Annotated in this window: 22 protein-coding genes; 2 read left to right on the forward strand and 20 right to left on the reverse strand. The window is 33.9% G+C overall.

Annotated features, from left to right (window positions below):
• Window positions 1-20 precede the first annotated feature (20 nt).
• The 4 genes from lepB to BFA01S_RS22195 all read right to left on the reverse strand — a co-directional run bounded on the left by lepB (window position 21) and on the right by BFA01S_RS22195 (window position 2,153).
• Window positions 21-515 carry a signal peptidase I gene (lepB, locus tag BFA01S_RS00900; RefSeq protein WP_066224698.1) on the reverse strand — a complete coding sequence of 165 codons (495 nt, stop codon included), beginning with the start codon at window positions 513-515 and terminating at the stop codon, window positions 21-23.
• 16 nt (window positions 516-531) lie between these two features.
• Window positions 532-1,140 (reverse strand): TVP38/TMEM64 family protein, encoded by a 609-nt coding sequence (locus BFA01S_RS00905; protein ID WP_066224845.1) that lies wholly within the window; start codon window positions 1,138-1,140, stop codon window positions 532-534.
• 171 nt (window positions 1,141-1,311) lie between these two features.
• The gene (locus BFA01S_RS00910; RefSeq protein ID WP_066224701.1) at window positions 1,312-1,866 is read right to left on the reverse strand and encodes a competence protein ComK; all 555 of its coding nucleotides are present in this window, start codon (window positions 1,864-1,866) and stop codon (window positions 1,312-1,314) included.
• Window positions 1,867-1,988: 122 nt separating this feature from the next.
• On the reverse strand, window positions 1,989-2,153 hold the full coding sequence (locus BFA01S_RS22195) for a hypothetical protein (RefSeq protein ID WP_156483496.1): 165 nt from the start codon (window positions 2,151-2,153) through the stop codon (window positions 1,989-1,991).
• A gap of 143 nt (window positions 2,154-2,296) precedes the next feature.
• Between BFA01S_RS22195 and BFA01S_RS00915 the strand changes: the two genes are divergently transcribed.
• Window positions 2,297-2,527 carry an IDEAL domain-containing protein gene (locus BFA01S_RS00915; RefSeq protein WP_066224704.1) on the forward strand — a complete coding sequence of 77 codons (231 nt, stop codon included), beginning with the start codon at window positions 2,297-2,299 and terminating at the stop codon, window positions 2,525-2,527.
• Window positions 2,528-2,582: 55 nt separating this feature from the next.
• Here the strand turns inward: BFA01S_RS00915 and BFA01S_RS00920 are convergent, their stop codons facing one another.
• The 9 genes from BFA01S_RS00920 to BFA01S_RS00960 all read right to left on the reverse strand — a co-directional run bounded on the left by BFA01S_RS00920 (window position 2,583) and on the right by BFA01S_RS00960 (window position 10,412).
• On the reverse strand, window positions 2,583-3,836 hold the full coding sequence (locus tag BFA01S_RS00920) for a M48 family metallopeptidase (protein WP_066224707.1): 1,254 nt from the start codon (window positions 3,834-3,836) through the stop codon (window positions 2,583-2,585).
• Window positions 3,837-3,906: 70 nt separating this feature from the next.
• Entirely contained in the window at window positions 3,907-4,212 is a 306-nt protein-coding gene (locus BFA01S_RS00925; protein ID WP_066224846.1) for an AzlD domain-containing protein, read from the reverse strand.
• Window positions 4,205-4,933, reverse strand: a complete 729-nt coding sequence (locus tag BFA01S_RS00930; RefSeq protein WP_066224709.1) for an AzlC family ABC transporter permease — start codon at window positions 4,931-4,933, stop codon at window positions 4,205-4,207. Before BFA01S_RS00930 ends, BFA01S_RS00925 begins: the two co-directional genes overlap by 8 nt.
• A gap of 17 nt (window positions 4,934-4,950) precedes the next feature.
• On the reverse strand, window positions 4,951-5,502 hold the full coding sequence (locus BFA01S_RS00935) for a helix-turn-helix domain-containing protein (protein WP_066224712.1): 552 nt from the start codon (window positions 5,500-5,502) through the stop codon (window positions 4,951-4,953).
• A gap of 125 nt (window positions 5,503-5,627) precedes the next feature.
• Window positions 5,628-6,422, reverse strand: a complete 795-nt coding sequence (locus BFA01S_RS22200) for an ABC transporter ATP-binding protein (RefSeq protein ID WP_066224715.1) — start codon at window positions 6,420-6,422, stop codon at window positions 5,628-5,630.
• Between the two features lie 3 nt (window positions 6,423-6,425).
• Window positions 6,426-7,391, reverse strand: coding sequence for an ABC transporter permease (locus tag BFA01S_RS22205; protein ID WP_066224718.1), 966 nt, complete (start codon window positions 7,389-7,391; stop codon window positions 6,426-6,428).
• Window positions 7,392-7,403: 12 nt separating this feature from the next.
• A complete protein-coding gene (locus BFA01S_RS00950) occupies window positions 7,404-8,387 on the reverse strand; it encodes an ABC transporter substrate-binding protein (protein ID WP_066224848.1) in 984 nt (327 codons plus the stop codon).
• Between the two features lie 288 nt (window positions 8,388-8,675).
• A complete protein-coding gene (gene lplA, locus BFA01S_RS00955) occupies window positions 8,676-9,665 on the reverse strand; it encodes a lipoate--protein ligase (protein ID WP_066224721.1) in 990 nt (329 codons plus the stop codon).
• A 12-nt stretch (window positions 9,666-9,677) separates the two neighbouring features.
• On the reverse strand, window positions 9,678-10,412 hold the full coding sequence (locus tag BFA01S_RS00960; protein WP_066224726.1) for an MBL fold metallo-hydrolase: 735 nt from the start codon (window positions 10,410-10,412) through the stop codon (window positions 9,678-9,680).
• Window positions 10,413-10,562: 150 nt separating this feature from the next.
• Between BFA01S_RS00960 and yhfH the strand changes: the two genes are divergently transcribed.
• Window positions 10,563-10,697, forward strand: a complete 135-nt coding sequence (gene yhfH / locus BFA01S_RS21650; RefSeq protein WP_082799794.1) for a protein YhfH — start codon at window positions 10,563-10,565, stop codon at window positions 10,695-10,697.
• Window positions 10,698-10,777: 80 nt separating this feature from the next.
• On the opposite strand, the gene BFA01S_RS00965 is transcribed toward yhfH, so the two are convergent.
• The 7 genes from BFA01S_RS00965 to BFA01S_RS00995 form a co-directional block, all read right to left on the reverse strand.
• Entirely contained in the window at window positions 10,778-12,994 is a 2,217-nt protein-coding gene (locus tag BFA01S_RS00965) for a YhgE/Pip domain-containing protein (RefSeq protein ID WP_066224729.1), read from the reverse strand.
• Window positions 12,995-13,064: 70 nt separating this feature from the next.
• Window positions 13,065-13,637 carry a TetR/AcrR family transcriptional regulator gene (locus BFA01S_RS00970; protein ID WP_066224731.1) on the reverse strand — a complete coding sequence of 191 codons (573 nt, stop codon included), beginning with the start codon at window positions 13,635-13,637 and terminating at the stop codon, window positions 13,065-13,067.
• 236 nt (window positions 13,638-13,873) lie between these two features.
• Window positions 13,874-15,016 carry an ABC transporter permease gene (locus tag BFA01S_RS00975; RefSeq protein ID WP_066224734.1) on the reverse strand — a complete coding sequence of 381 codons (1,143 nt, stop codon included), beginning with the start codon at window positions 15,014-15,016 and terminating at the stop codon, window positions 13,874-13,876.
• Between the two features lies 1 nt (window position 15,017).
• A complete protein-coding gene (locus BFA01S_RS00980; RefSeq protein ID WP_066224737.1) occupies window positions 15,018-16,142 on the reverse strand; it encodes an ABC transporter permease in 1,125 nt (374 codons plus the stop codon).
• A gap of 27 nt (window positions 16,143-16,169) precedes the next feature.
• Entirely contained in the window at window positions 16,170-17,111 is a 942-nt protein-coding gene (locus tag BFA01S_RS00985) for an ABC transporter ATP-binding protein (protein ID WP_066224740.1), read from the reverse strand.
• A gap of 87 nt (window positions 17,112-17,198) precedes the next feature.
• The gene (locus BFA01S_RS00990) at window positions 17,199-18,311 is read right to left on the reverse strand and encodes a sensor histidine kinase (RefSeq protein WP_066224744.1); all 1,113 of its coding nucleotides are present in this window, start codon (window positions 18,309-18,311) and stop codon (window positions 17,199-17,201) included.
• On the reverse strand, window positions 18,311-18,949 hold the full coding sequence (locus tag BFA01S_RS00995; RefSeq protein ID WP_082799796.1) for a response regulator transcription factor: 639 nt from the start codon (window positions 18,947-18,949) through the stop codon (window positions 18,311-18,313). Before BFA01S_RS00995 ends, BFA01S_RS00990 begins: the two co-directional genes overlap by 1 nt.
• Window positions 18,950-19,118: the final 169 nt, after the last annotated feature.

Consider the following 19,118-nt stretch of genomic DNA (forward strand, 5'->3'; position numbering starts at 1 on the left):
TCCCTCTCCACTCTCTATCTCTAATTTTCTGTTACCTTTCCAACAACATCTTCTATTTTTATTAAACCAAAATGTCTGCTGTCATAGCTTTTAATTCGATTATCACCAATAACAAAAAGATAACCTTCCGGAATTTTTTTCTTACCTATTTTTTCTTCCAGTGTAAAGTCCCCAGTCAGCATTCCGACATGTTCTTTCGTTAAGTATGGTTCATTTATCGGCTTCTCGTTAATATATAGCTGATCATCATTATAGCTGATTTCATCCCCAGGCAAACCGATTACTCTTTTAATATAGTCATCATTTTTATTCGGTCCATGAAAAACAACAACATCAAATCTCTCTATCGGCAATATATGATGACTCATTGTATTAATCGAGAGAAGATTACCTTCCTCATAAGTAGGCTCCATCGATACTCCCTCAACCTTATATTCAAGAAAAATCATATTCTTCACAAAGAGAATAATACATATTAACAGTATAAATGAAATAGCAATAATTTTCTTTTTCATGGGACATCCCCTTACATTAAATACTATCATCATCTTGGTCAATGATTGAAATATTCAGTCTCTTTTCCACCTTTTTACCGACAAACCACAGCAAGAAAATAACTAATCCTGCGATAAATAATCTTATCGGCTGTGTTATTAAAGCGTGAAGATCGTAGCCGATAAAACTAACGATAAAAACCATAACAAATTTTCCAGAAATAACAGCCAGGCTATATTGCCAAATACTGATCTTTGATAAACCTGCAACGACATTAACGGCTGCCGATGGTGTGAATGGGAAACATAAAAGTAAAAATAATGGACTAAATCCTTTTTTCTCCATCCAAGTCATCAGTTTTTTAACCGTCTTATGTCTATTTAAAAAATGGAAAAACCTTTGCTGTCCTAACCTTCTTATTATGAAAAAGACTAAAATAGAACCTAAAGAAGAACCGAACCATGTTAAAAGAAAACCGAGCCATAAGCCAAATGAATTCACGTTTACAACGATGAAAACAATCAATGGCAGAAACGGTAAAAATGCTTCAATCATCGGTAGACCAATCGCAAATAAGGGGCCAAAAGAACGGAACTCCTTAAAAAGCCTGATTAAATTTTCTTCTGTAAAAAACTGCAGCAGCATCTCCAAATTACTAATATCTCCTCAACATCATTTCTTTTATTTTACACATTTTCAGTTTAATTTAAAAATGATGCAAGATTAAACTTTAAAGTGAATGTCCTATTGTCCTTTATTCCCTTTAAATGTACAGAATAATCTATCATAGTAAAATAAGGAGAAGCTAATCTTCTACTAATCAGGCTTATGTAATTCCCTTATAATCTGCTTATAAATTTTATGAATTTCACTTTCTTTTGAAAAAAGCATCATATTCATTTTATGTTGCTCCTTTTCAATTCTTGATGACATAATTGTTCTTAATTGAGCAGTACGAAAGAGTTGATTTTCAAAGGAAGTTAACGAGATAGGAATAATAACCGTCTTCCCACCTATAAAAGTCACTTGTGTATCATCATATCCTGTTTGCTTATATTCAAGGACATACGCATGGGAGAGCCAAGCACATTGGGGTCTGGTTGGGGAAGTGGTTGGGAAGAAGTAAATCGAGCTTGTCGGGTCAATAACAATAGGGGATTTATGTGTAACACCCATCAGTTCTCTAGTGCCATCCTTCCTGCCTTCGTAGCTGCTTCCAAAGTAGGCACAACTTCCTTCAATTAAATGAATTGGTTTCTTCTTTACTGTAAATTCCTGTTCTGCTTCAAAAACAGTCGAAAAAAGCTTTGTTCCCTCAATCTGTGGTAAAATTGCCATGGTCATCCGATTAACTTTGTAATCATCTATCATATTACTCACCTCATCGCTAGGTAATTAGTACCAACCTTAATCTAACATATTCCGCCATCGTTTTCTATATATTTACATAAAATAAATAAAAGAATGACTTCCTTAACATTGCTGTAAAGAAGTCATTCTTTTATTTGCTGAGTCGGCACTTTATTTATCGCCGAAGTTATCTCCTTTATACCATTAACATAGGCATTTAAAGAAAATATCCGACTTGAGGCTACATTCATTTGTGGATTAAGCGGTGTTGATGGCAATTCTGCTTCTAATTCATCATAATTATACATTTTAAGATACTCACTCCTTTTTTCTAGTATGTCCAAATTGGTGTTTTTATTCATAAAAAATTTTCATAAAATTATAAAAACATTGGTTGATTTTTCCTTACCACCTCCATATAATATAAAAAAGGCATCAGGGGTGATATTTCATGAAAAATAAGAAATCGTCCACCGATATCATGAATTCCCGTATGAACAACAAAGATCAGGCAGAAAATGCAGTATTGGATATGTATATCCAAATGGTTTTAGATGAAGCTATATTACTGCGCCGCAAGATGTTGTTAGAAGCCAAAATAAATGATGCACTTGACCGTTATGACCGTGAAGCGTTTTTACGTTTATCAGAAGAATATAAAAAACTGAGAAAAATTGTTTAAGAACCGTCCCTTTTACAGGACGGTTCTTTTCTTTTCAATTCTCTCTAGTATTTGATCATTCCTCATACTTTTCTAAATACTGAATCCTCTCAAAGATCGTTGGATGTCCGTAACGGAAAATCTTCACTAATTGTGGCGGGTTCACTTGACTTAGACTCGCCTTTGATAATTTCTGAAACGTATAAATTCCTGCTTCATTATCTTTTGTCAGTTCCAGCGCATACATATCAGCTGATTTTTCCTGATATCTTGATACTGCATTTGACAAGGGACTTGCGGCAAATACTAATATTCCCAGAAGCATCAAAAACAATGGTAAAGAACTAATCTCCTGTTTACCCTTTATATTAAGCCTCGTTCCCCATTTTTCAATGATAACTGTCATTAGTTTATCAATAAGAAATAAAGCTCCAAGACTAAGTATTAAATAACCTGCAATCCCGACATAAATATGCTTCATCACGTAATGGCCCATCTCATGCGCCATAATAAATAAAATCTCATCATCATTGAGCCGCTCCAACGTCGTATCCCACAAAACAATTCGGGAATTCGATCCGACCCCTGTTACATAAGCATTGAGTGCATTCGTCTTCTCTGACATATTTACTTCATACACATGTTTAGCAGGTATGTCTGCCTTATCCACCAATGCTAAAATTTTCGCTTCCAATTCCTTATCTTTTAATGGATAAAAATCATTATAAAGAGGATCAATTAATACCGGCTGAACGAACATTAGAAAAAATGAAAAAGGGATTGATAAAAGCCAGGTATACAGCCACCATCTTTTTGCAGACTTTCGAATGAAAAAATATAACACTGTCACAATGATAATCATTAACAAATAATTCACCCAAAAATCAATGAGCTGGTCTTTCATCCAGGAAGAAAATACTTGTGTTGTAATTTGATATGCAGTTGAAATCTTATAGCCTCCCCATTCAATAGGGAAAGATAAGATTGTTACGAATAGCGTCAGCCAAAATAAATAAACAGCTGTCTGAACGATAGAGAACTTTGATATTCCCTTTGCCCAGCCGCTCATCTTCCTCGACAGGCCTGTTACTAAAATAATTAAAAACAGAAACCATTCAAAAGGTGTTGTAACAAAAAAAAGAAAGTTTTTAATTTTGGAATATTCTTCAGACAATAATAATTCTCTTCCATCCATAAATGTCTCAGGATCCGCCAGCGAACCGGCATACTGAGGAGGGACGCCAGAACTTGTAAAATGAAATAGATACAAATATATGAACAAACCATATAAAAAATAAACGAGTACAGACATCGTCAGCAGTTTACGCATATCATTCCTCCATCTGTAAACAAGCTTTTTTATTAGTTTAGTTATTACTCGTTATGATTAGAACATGCATTTAAAATAGAAATCCATATATGGCTAATACACCAATTGCACTCATTACAACGATAATGACATTTGCACCGAAATAGGCAGCAATAACGGCAGTTAATGCCCCTATTATTCCAAACCAAATATCATCGTTCATGAAAAAGACACCTGGAATAATTAAAGTGCCAAGTGCTGCATACGGTACGTTTTTTAATACATTTTGTAAAAAATCGGGCAGCTTTATTTCACTTAAAAAGACAAGTGGGATCATTCTCGGAATATATGTAACAATTCCCATACCTATAATAATAAGAATAATAGAACTATTCAACATGATTCCGTACTCCCTTCAAATAAATAAATTCAATAAGCACCGCTGCCGCAATCGTCGAAATAACAATTCCCCAGCCTGTTGAAATGTAGCCGGTTGCCACACAGATTGAATTAAATACTGCTGCTGTCACTGCTAAAAATAATACTTTTCTTTGCTTTTTCAACGTTGGAATTAATAAGCCGATAAACATCGCATATAAAGCAATAGACATGCTTTCTTGAATAATTTTCGGAAGGCTTGCGCCAATAACATGCCCAAGTCCCGAATTAATAACCCAGCTTGAGTAGGAAATAAAAATGAGACCGAACATATATCCCGTTGTTACTTTTCCGCTTTTGAGTGAAGCAACCGAAAATGTTTCATCCGTTAAACCAAATGAATACAATGCTTTTTTCCATAAATGATCACTTTCTATCTTCTCGCTCAAAGATGCTGACATAAGAAAGTGACGGATATTAACAATGAAAGTAGTAAAAATTATTTCAATTGCTCCTGTTCCAACTGCAAGCAAGCTTAAAAAGATATACTGTGCTGCACCTGCAAAAACAATAAGACTCGTAAGTACCGTTTCATATAATGTCAGTCCTGTTGATTTTGCTAAAAGTCCAAATGTAAGGGCTGCTGGCATATAGCCAATCGCAATACTGATTCCTGCTTGAAGCCCATGAACAAAGTTTGATTGCTTTTTTTCTAATGATGCTGATGTCACTGATGCCATTAATTATCAATTCTCCTTTACGGGTAAAAAATCACATTGTAAAAACTCGTTATTTGATTGGTTTCATTTTCATATGTATGGTCATCATTAGCCTGAAAATGGATAGATTCAGCTTTTTTCAATTTATAGGACTGTTCTCCAATACGAATGGTAACTTCTCCATCACAAACTAAAATATATTCTTCCACACTGTCATGATGGCGTTCTGAACAATGTCTGCAGCCTGGCTGTAATTCAACAAAATAGATTTCAAATTTCTTGGAAGAATCGAACGGAAAAAACGGATACACCTGATATAATTCTCCATCCTCTGTTAGCGGTTTTTTATCTTCTAAACGAACAACAGATACATTTGATTGTTTTTCCTCTATTAGCGAAGAAAAAGAAACTTGAAGACCATTGGCAATTTTCCATAATGTATTTACTGTAGGACTCGATTCTCCCTTTTCAATTTGGGCAAGCATCCCTTTACTGACACTGCTTAAGCCTGAAAGCTGATCTAAACTATAGCCCCTGAGCTTTCGTATTTTCTTCAGATTTATTCCAATTTGAACTTGTAAAGATTTCATCTCATTCTCCTTTAGTTAACTAGTTCAATATATTGAACTATTGTATATTATATTGAACTAGTTAACTATAGAAAAATAAAAATTATTTTTAAAACAATAAAAAAAGAGCACAGTATAAACTGTACTCAACCTAATAATGCTCTATCAGATAAGGCACCATTGCCTTTGATTTTAGAAAACTCGTTTAATAATGAATTCACCGTCAGCTTCTTCTTTTCTTCCCCCTGTGATGAGAAGATGATCTGTCCTCTATCCATCATAATTAAACGATTTCCAAGATCCACTGCCTGCTGCATATTATGTGTAATCATAATTGTCGTTAAATTTCCGTTCTCCACAAGCTTCTTCGTTAAATTAGTAATTAACTCCGCTCTGGAAGGATCAAGTGCTGCTGTATGTTCATCCAGAAGTAAAATATCCGGTTTTGTAAATGTCGCCATTAAAAGAGACAATGCCTGTCGCTCCCCGCCGGATAAAAGCCCGACTTTTGCTTGAAGACGATTTTCAAGTCCTAAGCCAAGTGATTCAAGATGACCTTTAAAAAATTCTCTTCTTTTACTTGATACTCCTGATTTTAACGTTCTCTTATGAATTCTTGAATAAGCAATCGCAAGGTTCTCTTCAATTGTTAATGTCGGTGCTGTTCCTGCCATAGGGTCTTGGAATACACGGCCAATATACCTTGAACGCTTAAATTCCTTCACATCTGTCATTTTCTTATCTCTTATTAAAACATCGCCATCATCCGGAATAATTCTTCCAGCAACAATATTTAACAATGTCGACTTACCAGCACCATTACTGCCGATTACTGTTACAAAATCGCCTGGATCTAAAGAGAGTGATAGTTTGTTTAAAGCAATTTTCTCATCGACAGAACCTTCATTAAACACTTTATAAATTTGCTTTAACTGTAACAAAATCTACACCTCTCTTCTTCGTAAGCTTTTTCTTCGTTTTTCTTTTTGCTTATCCATTACTTGTGGGATGACGAGTGCAGCGATAACGATACATGCTGTAATAAGCTTCATATCACCTGTGTCAAAGAAATTCCATCGAAGTGCCATCGCAACGATTAGACGATAAACAACCGCACCGATAATAACTGCTAATGTTGCACGGATAATCGTTTTTGTACCGACTAATGCTTCTCCAATGATAACAGATGCAAGACCGATAACGATCATTCCTATACCCATTCCAGCATCACTGAATGAATTGTACTGGGCAATAAATGCACCCGAAAATGCAACTAAAGCATTTGAAATACCTAATCCAACAATTTTCAAAGTATCTGTATTTGCAGAAAAACTCGTAATCATTTGCTCATTATCACCGACAGCACGGATTGCAAGACCAACTTCTGTTTTTAAGAAATAATCAAGAACAATTTTAATAATAATAATTAAAATAAGCATAATAATAACGATTGACCATGTTTTTGGAACAAATGCACCTAAGCCGATTGATTCAAACAATTGCTGCATCCCTTGATCAATACCAAGCTTTTCCCACCAAGAGGAGATCATTGTAAATACAGTATCTTCTTGAAGCAATGGAACATTTGCTTTCCCCATAATTCTTAGATTGATAGAGTATAAGGCAATCATCATTAAAATCCCTGAAAGAAGCGGATTAATCTTACCTTTAGTATGAAGAATACCAGTAATACAGCCAGCAATAAAACCGGCTGCCAGTGCCGCAGCTGTCGCAATAAATGGATTCACACCATTAACAATTAATATCGCGCTTACTGCAGCACCTGTTACGAAGCTCCCATCAACGGTCAAATCAGGAAAATCTAATATTCGAAACGATAAATAAACACCAAGTGCCATAATGGCATATATTAAACCTGATTCAAAAGAACCAAAAAGAGCTGTAAACATTTTTTCTCACCTTTATTCAATAATTTCTGCATCCTTTTTCCATTCTTCTTTAATTTCAATACCCATTTCTTCAGCAGCTTTTTTATTAATTTCAAGCTTTAAGTTTTGTGGATATTGTACTGGCAGCTCATTTACTTTCGCCTCACCAGTTAAAATTTTCGCTGCCATTTCACCAGCTTCATAACCGATATCATTATAGTCAAAGCCGTATGCAGCAAAGCCTCCGCGTTTAACAGAATCTAATTCACCAACGAACAATGGAATATCTTTATCACTTGCAACACCGATAACTGATTCTAAAGCAGATACTACTGTGTTATCTGTAATAATGTAGAAGAAGTCCACTTTACCGACTAAAGATTCAGCCGCCTGTTTTACTTCAGCAGATGTTGAAACAGATGATTTCACAACTTTTAAATCTGTTCCTTTTGTTGCTTTTTCAACTAGTTCCACTTGTGCAACAGAATTCTGCTCACCGGAATTGTAAATCATTCCAATACGTTTGCCTTCAAAATTATCAGCAATGAATTTTACTGTATTCGGAATTGCATCAGGATGTGTATCTGTCGTACCTGTAATATTTCCGCCAGGCTCTTCCATACTTTTCACAAGTCCTCCAGCAACTGGATCTGTTACAGAAGTGAAGACGATCGGAATATCTTTTGTCGCGTTTAATGAACTTAACGCACTAGGTGTAGAGTTAGCAAAAATAAGATCTACATTGTCTCCAACAAAATTATTCGCAATTGATTGACTGTTATTTTGATCATTTTGTGCATTTTGCTCATCAAATTCAACATTTAAGCCTTTATCCTCAAGTGCTTTCTTAAATCCTTTCGTTGCTGCATCAAGTGATGGATGCTCAACAATTTGCGTAATACCGACTTTATACGTTTTCTTGCCATCTTCAGATGAACCAGAACCGCCACTTTCACTCGTACCACAGCCAGCTAAAAGTAGAAAACTAGCTAACGCAGTCGTTAAACCTAATTTCATTCCCTTTTTCACAATATATCCCCCTCTAAATTTAGCGCTTTTATTCTGTCTCGCTTTTATGCTTTTATTGATTAAATTATACATGAAGTGAAATTTAGTTCAATATTTTTTCAGAATTTTATTACTTTTTATTTTTTCCAATTTTAAAAGACTGTACTACGTTAAATAAGCACAGTCTTAAAGGATTTATTTTTTCTACAGTAATATTTAATTATTATATCTACATACTAATAATTACCAATGAAAGTGTTTTCAATAAAAGGAAAAAGTCCCTGTATTCCACTTTAATTAGTAAAGTAAATTCACAAAATCAGACATCTCAATGTTTCCAAAGTATTTTTTCACATCTAATTCTTTCATTGCTTCCTCAATTGCACTCTTTTCATATTTGATACCTGTCAGCTTCTTCTCAATTTCATGAACATCTTCTACACCAAAAAAATCCCCGTAAATTTTGCATTGTTCAATAAGCCCTTTGTTCACTTCAAGGCGGACATCGATCTGTCCGACTGGAAAACGGTGGGACCGCTGTAAATTAAATTTAGGTGATTTCCCGTAATTCCAATCCCAATTTTTATAACGTTCATTTGAAAGCTCATTAATTTTCTTCCAGTCTTCTTCTGTCAAAGTATACTTAGGAATCTCTTCTGACTCTTCAAAAATAGAATGGAGAAGCAATTCACGGAACTGTTCAATCGTTATTTCCTCTTTTAAAAACTCACTAATATTTGCAACACGGCTCCGAATCGACTTAATCCCTTTTGACTCAATTTTATCTTTTCTTACTTTTAAGGCAGAAACAACATGGTCAATTTCAGAATCAAATAATAATGTTCCATGACTGAACATTCTTCCTCGGGTTGCAAACTGGGCATTGCCAGAAATTTTTCTTCCTTCTGCTACTAAATCATTTCTCCCGCTTAATTCCGCATTTACACCGAGCTTCTGTAATGCTTTAACGACAGGTTCAGTGAACTTTCTGAAATTATGAAAACTGTCTCCATCATCTTTTGTAATGAAACTGAAGTTTAAATTACCAAGATCATGATAAACAGCACCGCCGCCTGATAATCTTCTGACGACATGTATACCTTCTTTTTCCACATAATCAGTATTAATTTCTTCGATCGTATTTTGATTTTTCCCAATGATAATCGACGGCTCATTTATATAAAAAAGCAGATACGTTTCATTTGGATCTAAATTTTTTAAACAATATTCTTCAATTGCTAAATTAATCCGGGGATCTGTTATTCCTTCATTATCAATAAATAGCATATCTTATCCTCCTTACAAGCTCCATTCATAGAAAGTATGTGCTAGCTCAATTTTTCCTTTATAAACTGTTCCTGCTTCTTTTACTAAATCTTCATGGTTTCCGAAATGCGGTAAATGTGTAAGCAGCACTTGTTTTACATTTGCATTTTTCGCAAGTTCTCCCACTTCTAAACTGTTCATATGACCGGCATTTGTTCCGTCCTGATGCGCATAAAAGTTACATTCGCTAATAAGCAAGTCCGCATCTTTAGAAAACTCAACAAATGACTGCTGGTAGCTTGAATCAGCTGTATAAACAATCGTAGCTTGTCCATCCGTAATCCGCATTGCAAAGCAGTCAACTGGATGTGTAGTTTTTAAGAATTCAATTGTAAATGGACCAATTTTTTGCTTTTGATCCGGTGAATAGCCAATCCCATTTGTACTATTTTTATGTGTAAGCTTTGCAAATTCTTCCTTGTCATATGTATGCCCATAAACCGGTAAAATCTTTTGATTATTATTTATAAAGGAAGATATAAGCTTCGCATATTGAAGCGAACCAACATCAGCTATATGATCTGCATGATAATGGGATAAAATAACTGAATCTAATTCATCCACAGAAATTTTATTTTGTAGCTGTGCTAGTACACCACTGCCACAATCAATTAATAAACGAAAATCTCCTGATTCAAGCAAATAACCTGAAGTCGCCTCATTTGCACCTGGATAACCACCCCAAAAACCTATAACAGTAAGCCTCATCAATCACATCACCTTTCTTATTTTCTCATTTCACTATATCGAATTCTAAAAAAAATTGCATTATTTCCATCTATTGTTATAAAACAAACATTGACTTAATATATTCTGTTATAATACAATTACATTACTAAATGAGCAGGGGGAAATAAAATGTTAATTAAAATAACTGAATTTTTCAAAAACTTACCGCGTAAAAAATGTATGGACTGTGGACATGAAATTGAAGAACAGCATGAATGTTATGGGAACAGATGCTGTGATTGTTTGAATATTAAAGATTTATAGGGTAATAGAAAAGAGGCTGGGAAAGGAAACCCTGCCTCTTTTCTATTATCAATATATCGGCAATTTATCCAATACATGTTCTAAGCTTCTATTTCTTGAACTCTATTCTTTCTTACCTTCATTGCAAAATAAGCAATTGTACCAATCATCATAACAACCATATATCCGATTAAAATAAATGCCTGATTCCACATATGTCCGTAGTCTCCACTCGTAATAACCGCTTTAAAACCGGATACGGAGTAAGACATTGGCAGTAAGTTATGGATTGGCTGCAATGCAGTCGGAATTAACTCAAGCGGGAATGAACCTGCACTCGTCGTTAATTGGAGGATCAGAATGATGATCCCGATAAATCTTCCCGGATTGTCCATTGTCGTTACTAAAAACTGAACAATCGAAAGGAATGTGAAGCTCGTAATAATACTTAATAAATAAAACAATGGAATGTTTTGAACATCAATTTTCAGTATGAATAATAAAATACTATCAACCAGTACTGCCTGGACGATACCAACTATAAATAAGACACCAAATTTACTTAAGAACCATGAGAAACCGGATTTCGGTGTTCCAAATGAATCTCTCATCGGGAAAATAATAGATAAAGTTAATGCACCAACGAATAAAGAAATCGAAATGAAGTATGGTGCAAAGCCAGTTCCATAGTTCGGTACTTCATTTACTTTTTCATCTTTTACTTTCACTGGTTCTGCTACCATATCATAAAGCTTATCAGAACCTTTTGCATCCTTGCTCTCTTCCCTTGCATCCTGTAATTTTGTTGATAATTCCTCTGTTCCTTCTGAAAGCTTACTTACACCATCATCAAGCTCTTTTGAACCATCTGCGAGTTTTGTTGAGCCATCTTTTAAAGTGGCTGAACCGTCCACCAGCTGTTTCACACCACTTGTTAAGTCATTTCCACCGTTCACGAGCTGCGCGGATCCTGCCTTTGCCTCTGTAATTTTTTCGCCAAAGGTAGTTAATCCTTCTGTTAGCTGCTTCTGCCCTGATTGCAGATCGCCAGCCCCTTTATAAAGTTTTTCCTGCCCAGCTGTTAATTCATTAACACCTTTTGCAAGAGCATTTGCTCCATTGTTTAAAGCGGTTGCTTGTTCAGGAAGCTTTTCCACACCTTTATTTAATGTACTTGCTCCTTTATCTAGTTCATCTAACCCGGCTGATAAATTTTTACTGCTCTCCTTTATTTGATCAATTCCGGCTGCAAGAGCAATCAGTTCTTGTTTTTTCTCTTCAGGAAGCGGTAATGCTTTTAATTCCTCTATGCTTGCATTTAATTTAGTTGAAACTTGATCAAGCCCGGCTGATAATTGTTTTGCACCTTCAGAAGCATTATGATTTCCTTCAGCCAGTTTTTTTGTTCCTGTCACGATTTCAGGAGCTTTTTTAACAAGTGTACTCGTTCCATCCGTTAATTGTGGAACTTTGTTTTGCATTTCTTTCATACCTGCTAATGATGTCGATAATCCTTCCTTCAATTGCCCGGCTCCATTTTCCGCCTTTTCTGCACCATTAGCTAACTGTTTCTGTCCTTCCTGCATTTTACCAAGGCCTTCATCTAATGCTTTCAATCCTTTCGTCAACTTTTCCGAACCGCTTGATGCCGTTTTTAATCCATCTTCAAATGTAATCGAACTTTCAGCCAATTTTTCTAAATTATCTTTCAGTTTTCCAGAACCTTCTTTTAAATCGATTGCCCCATTATTTATTTCAGATGAACCATCACTCGCCTTACCGATTCCATCTGCTAATTTTTCTATATTTTCAAAAATACTTTCCGCATATGTTTTCGTTAATGTTTTTGAAACTTCATCTTTTATTCTAACGACAGCGTTTTCCCCAATTTGTGAGGATAAAAAGTTCATTCCTTCATTTGGAATATACTTTATTTCTAATTTCTTAGGGTTATCCTCTGTCAATGATGCTGCATTTTTTGAGAATTCTTTCGGTATTTCAATAATCATATAGTATTCTTCATTTTCTAATCCTTTTTCTGCTTCTGCTTTATTAACAAACTGCCAATTAAACTTCTTTTCCTCTTTTAAATTTTCAATCAGATCAGAACCAACTTGCAGATTTTTTCCTTCAAACTGTGTTCCTGTATCTTCATTAACAACAGCTACCGGCAACCTGTCTAAATTCCCGTATGGATCCCAAAAGGCGTATAAGTAAACACCACTATATAGCAATGGAATAAACATAACACCAATAATAGCAATTAATAGTTTCTTATTTTTAAATATGTTCTTCCATTCTGTTTTTAATAATGACATAGACATTCCTCCAAATAACTGAATGACCATTTTAGCCATTTGGTCATTTTATAGTAAAAATATAGGACTATTATTTTAATAATCCTTTCAAAAAATATAATTCAAACAGTTCCGCAATTTTCTCTTTTTCTAATGGCGGATGATGTTTTTCCCAGTCAAAAATCAGTGAGATATAAAGTTTAAACATAATGAATGCGGTAATTTCCGGATCACATTGCTTTATTTCCCCTTTATCCATTGCTTCAATCACTTTTTGCTTCATATATGCTAAGATCATTTCTTCTACTTTCTGAACAACTTCTTTCACAGCAGGTGTTCCCATTTCACTGCTTTCCTGAAAAATTTTGATCATCAGCTGATGCTTTTTTCTAAATTGCAGCAGACGGTATAAAGCGAGATGGACATTTTCAAAAAACGGCAAATTTGGATCAATAGCCTCCTCCGCTTCAGTACGCATCTCCTTTAATAAACTTACAATGATCTCATCAAAGAGTTCTTCCTTGTTTTTATAAAAAGTATAAATTGTCCCTTTTCCTACATTTGCAAGACGTGCAACCTGATCCATCGTCGTTGCCTTATATCCAAACTGTGTAAATGATCTTGTCGCCGCTTCGATAATTAATTGTTGACGGTCAACACTCAATCCTATCACCTCAAGTCAAATTGACTAAATTAGTATTATGGTCATTTTCTCTATTTAGTAATGTATCACATTTTCTTTAAAACAACAAGAAAATAAAGATTACATATTAAATAAAAACGCAGTAATTGCTTATCATTCTAAAAAGAACACCGCAAAGATGCTGAGAAAATCGGATAATAAAAGGATAGATAAAGCCGGCAATTTCTGCTTTTATCTATCCTTTTTATTATCTTCTCTTACACAAAATTTCTTACATTATTATTTCTTCCAAATTTATAAATAGCAATTAGGAAAAATGTAAGAGCAAAAGAAAACAGAATCAAATAATTAAGATATAAATCTCCAAATTGTTCTCCTCGCTGATGCTCCATAATCGTTGCCAAAACCCACTTTTGCGGCAAAAAATCAGAAACCTTTTGTATAGCCTCTGGCATCAATTCCATTGGCCAGAAACAGCCTGACAATAGGCATGTTGGAAGAATAACTAATTTCTGCAATGCACCAGCAGCGGCGGAAGACTTTGAAAATGCAACAATTAAGATTGATAAGCCTACAGTAACTAATGCAAATAATAACATAATAACGAGCATTTCTATAAAAGGAATATTAAGATCAATTCCAAATATTTTTGTCATTACGAGTAATGTCAATATAATCTGTGCAGCTAATATAATGAAATTAACGATAATATTAGCTGATACATATTGTTTAGAGCTAAGCGGTGATGCTAAGAGTCTAAAATATGTTCTTCTTTCCTTTTCTTTCAAAATAATTTCTGATAAATTACATGCACCAAATAACATAATCATAATTAAAAAGCCGATCGATTGATATGTCATCTTTTTATTTTTTGATGTATCTTGAAGCCCATTTGTTACTAATTTAAAACTTGATTTCTTATAATTATCATAAATAGCTTTATATTCTGCTTCATTTTTTGCTGCTTTTGCGATTGCAGCAATGTTATCAAGATAATTGTATAAATAGATTTTTATAAAGCCTGTAATCTCTGTTCCTCTAATAGAGCTAATTTGAATATGATTCGGATTTCCTTCCTTCATACTGCTGGAAAATCCTTTTTCAAATAGAAGGACAGCATCCACTGACCCCGATACAATTGTATCTTCCATCTCTGATTTTTTAATAGAAATAATATGGGTAGTTTCCAGCCTTCCTAAAAAGGAAATAGTATCCTCTGTGATCTCTGTTCTTTCCTCATCAATAATCCCAATCCGGATTTTTTCTTCTTTCTCTCCTCCATATGCAACGAGTGCAATAATAATGCCAACAAGTGGAAGGACAATATAGACAATATAATTCTTTTTATCTTTAAATGTTATTTTAAAAATATTGGCAATGAGCCAAAAAAGCTCTTTCATCTTATATTCCCTCCTTTCTGTTTATCGATAATATTGTACTAGATAATAATATAATAGCTAACAGAAGATTTAAGGAGATTGGAAGGACTGCCGCTGTTAGATCATCTGTAAAAATAATCTTTTTTATTGCTTCATTCGTCCATGTTAATGGAGAAAGAGTAGCTATCATATTTAATGTGCCTCCTTCTGAAGCATTCATTGGAAAGTAAGCACCTCCGAAGAAACAAGCAAGTTGTACAATAATAACAGAAGTAACTGTTACCGCCTCAGGAGTTTTTAAAAGATGGCTAATTCCCATTCCCAAACTGATTCCAAATAAAATAAGTGAAAATAAAATAGCAATAACGAGTAAAGGATGGTTGCCCCAGTTTGCTTTAAAAACAAATTTACTAAATGTTAAAACCGTTAATATACTGACAGCATTTATAATAAAACAGCCAATTAACTTACCTATGAAAATATCAGCCTTTCTAATTGGAGCAGCCATTAACCTGGTATCAATATTGAATGTTTTCTCACTCCGAAATAAATCATAGCAATGATAAAGACTAAATAAAGCAATCATAGATGTCATCACAATTGCATAATAATCCATTGAACTTGGCTGTTCTTTTGAATTTATTGCCTTTTCTTTTATATACTCATTAGATGTACTTACTTTAAGAGCCTCATTTGCTTTGGCCGGATTTATTTTTGTCACTTCAGAAACGAGATTATATTTATCAACATAGGCTTGCATCACACCTTGTACAATACTTGTTTTAATCGTATTTAATTCATTGCCGTACAGATTAAGCCCATTATTATCAAGTTCCATATACACATCATAATCACCCTGCTTCACTGCATCCTTCTCATTTATGCCTGCTGACGCTTTATGAAAATAAATATCTGATTTCTTCATTTCCTCTTTAAAAATATGAAATGAATGAGATACTTCATTAGTTGCTTTATCATTATATAAAACATGAATATCGTCTACAGAAATTCCATTATCAAATGTATTTGCTAATGCTGTTCCAAGGATAAGCATCAAAACAATCGGGAAAGCGAGATAAAATAAAAATGTTTGTACCTCGCGAATATTACGCCTTAATTCATTCATCGCAATGATGAAAATATTCATCACCTTTCATCCTCCTTTCTATTTTTATTAATCACGTAAATTTCGCCCTGTTAATGTTAGAAATACAGTTTCTAAACTAGGGGCTTTTTCTTCTAATGATCTAATCTCAATATCATTAGAAATAAAATATTGAATAATGTTATTAAAATTATTTACTTCCAATTCTGAATTGATCTTTATCGTACTTGTGTCTTCATCCGCTTGGATAGCTCTTATTCCTGTAATATCTTTTAATTGTTCTAAATCAATATTTTCTAATGAACGCAGTTCGATCATCATATCTTTCGTATCAGTAATAATAGATTTTAATTGTTCCTTCGTTCCTTCCGCAATTATTTTTCCGTGATCCATAATTGCAATTTTTGTACATACTTCCTCCACTTCCTCCATATAATGGCTCGTATAAATGATCGTACAGCCCATTCTGTTCAGCTCTTTCACCGACTCTAAAATATGATTCCTTGACTGCGGATCAATCCCTACCGTCGGTTCATCCATAATAATAAGCTTCGGTCGATGTGCGATCGCACAAGCAATGTTCAATCTTCGTTTCATCCCTCCGGAAAAATCTTTCGGATAGCTTTTCTGTCTATCCGTCAAGCCGACAAACTTTAATGCTTCCCGTACTCTTTCATTTAACTCAGAACCTCTTAGGCCATATAGTCCTGCAAAAAACCTCACGTTCTCATATGCTGTTAAATCTTCATAAATTGCAATATCCTGTGGCACAAGCCCAATATTTAATTTCGCGTATTTTCTATCCTTATTTATATCTTTTCCAAGAACAGTAATATCGCCTTCTGTCATTTTAAGCAGGCTCGCTATCATATTAATTGTCGTACTTTTGCCAGCACCATTCGAACCAAGAAAACCGAAAATTTCTCCTTCTTTTATCGTTAATGAAAGATTATCTACCGCGATAAAACTCCCAAATTTCTTCGTTAAGTTTGTTAGCTGTAAAACATTCATTCCTCTCATCCTCCCTTTCTTCTTCATAATAAAATAAAAAAATGAACTTCTATAGTGCAGAAGTTCATCACTTTCAGATGAGAATATTCATTTTTTATCAACCGGTAGTAATGTTGTTACAGAAAAACCATTCGAACCGTCAATAATCATCTTTCCATTTAATGAAGCAGTTCGTTCCTCCATTCCAACAATTCCAAGTCCCTTTTTTAACTTATCAATACCTTTTCCATTATCTCTTACTTCTGCCTTAATAAATTTATTTAAAACATGAATTTCAATAGAAATAAAGGTAGCACCGGAATATTTTAAACAGTTCGTTAAAGCTTCTATAATATTCTCGTACATAACCTTCCACTGAATCGGCGAAATAATATCAATATTTCCCTTATGTAGAAAAACTGTTTTAACTTCATTTTTCACAGTAAATTCATCAATGAATAATCTCATTTTATTAATACCGATTTTTTCTACTGGCGGTTTCATGTTTTTTAAAGTTAAACGGATATGCTCGATTCCTTCACTTGAAATATGAATAGCGTTTTGCAGCAATTCACCTGCTTTCTCCTTATCGATCTCAATCATTCGTTTCGCGGCCTCCATCTGAATAAGCGCACCTGTCATTGAATGACCAATCTGATCATGAATTTCCTGTGAGAGCCGGTTTCTCTCTTCTAATTTAGCCATATAATCTGACTGTTTTATATACTCCTGATTTTCATGGAGATTTCTCGTCAGCCTTTGAATATTCTTCCTCATTTGATCTTGTTCTGCTTCTAAAGCAATAGATTTATTTATAAACTTTTCTATTATAAAACAAATAATAAAGCTCAGTGCCGCAACTAACCCGTAAAATAAACGGAGCTCATTCTCTTCTATAAAAGTAAAAGGAAGAAATGAAAACAAGTATAATATAAATTTTCTCTTTAAAAAAACTGTTGTAAATTCATAAAAATTCATCGCAAACAATAGGATAAATAACGGTTCAACATAAAAATGAACAATAATAGTAAGAATGGATGATAAAAAAATAATAACGTATGGAAGAATTCCCTTTTTAATAATATAAATTGCAATGTTTAAACTAATGTAGGTAAAAAATGAAATAACAAACAAGGCGATATTAGAAATATCTCCATATGTATAAATCAATCCGATATAAATGAGAATTGCCAGTTTACTGCAAATAAGCCATTTCTCCATTAATCTATTTTCCCCGTCAAATAATAAATTGCAATTTTCGTCCGATGTCCTAAATTTCCTTTTGATAAAATAGTACTTATGTAGTTCGCTATAGTCCCCTCAGACATAAATAGCTGTTTCGCAATTTCCTTATTTGATAAACCTTTTGCAATAAGCGCCATTATACTAATCTCTTTTTCTGTAAAAAGACTCGTATCAATTTTCACTTCATCCTTTTTCTCACCAAGACTCATCTTTATTTTATCAAGGACAATATCTTGCATTACTGTATTTCCGTTATGGACACTAATGATTGCGGCTTTAATTCTATCTGGTTCATTGTTTTTTAAAAGATAGCCCTTTGCCCCGTTTTTTACCGCTTCAATAATATACTCATCGTCATCAAACGTCGTTAAAATAAGCGGCTTTGTTTTCGTTTGTTCACTTATAAGTTTCGTTGCCTCTACCCCGTTCATAATTGGCATTCTTACATCTAATAATGCCACATCTACTTCTTCTGTTTGGCAATATTGAACAGCTTCTCTGCCGTCATTACATGTGCCTAAAACTTCAAATTCTTCATATGTACTTAAAATAATTTTCATTCCCTCACGGATAAAGGAATTATCATCAGCAATAATGACTTTAATTTTCTCCATAAATAATAAATTCCTTTCTATTAACAAATAGTATATATTCAATGAAACAAATGTAGAAAAAGAGATAAGAATATCATCAATTAGATAGTCTTACCTCTTTACATAAATCTTTTTGTGAATTCATCCAAATCACTATAATATTACAATTGTTTAATCTAATAGCAATTCT

It is taken from the genome of Metabacillus fastidiosus NBRC 101226 (genome assembly GCF_001591625.1).
Lineage (GTDB): Bacteria > Bacillota > Bacilli > Bacillales > Bacillaceae > Metabacillus > Metabacillus fastidiosus.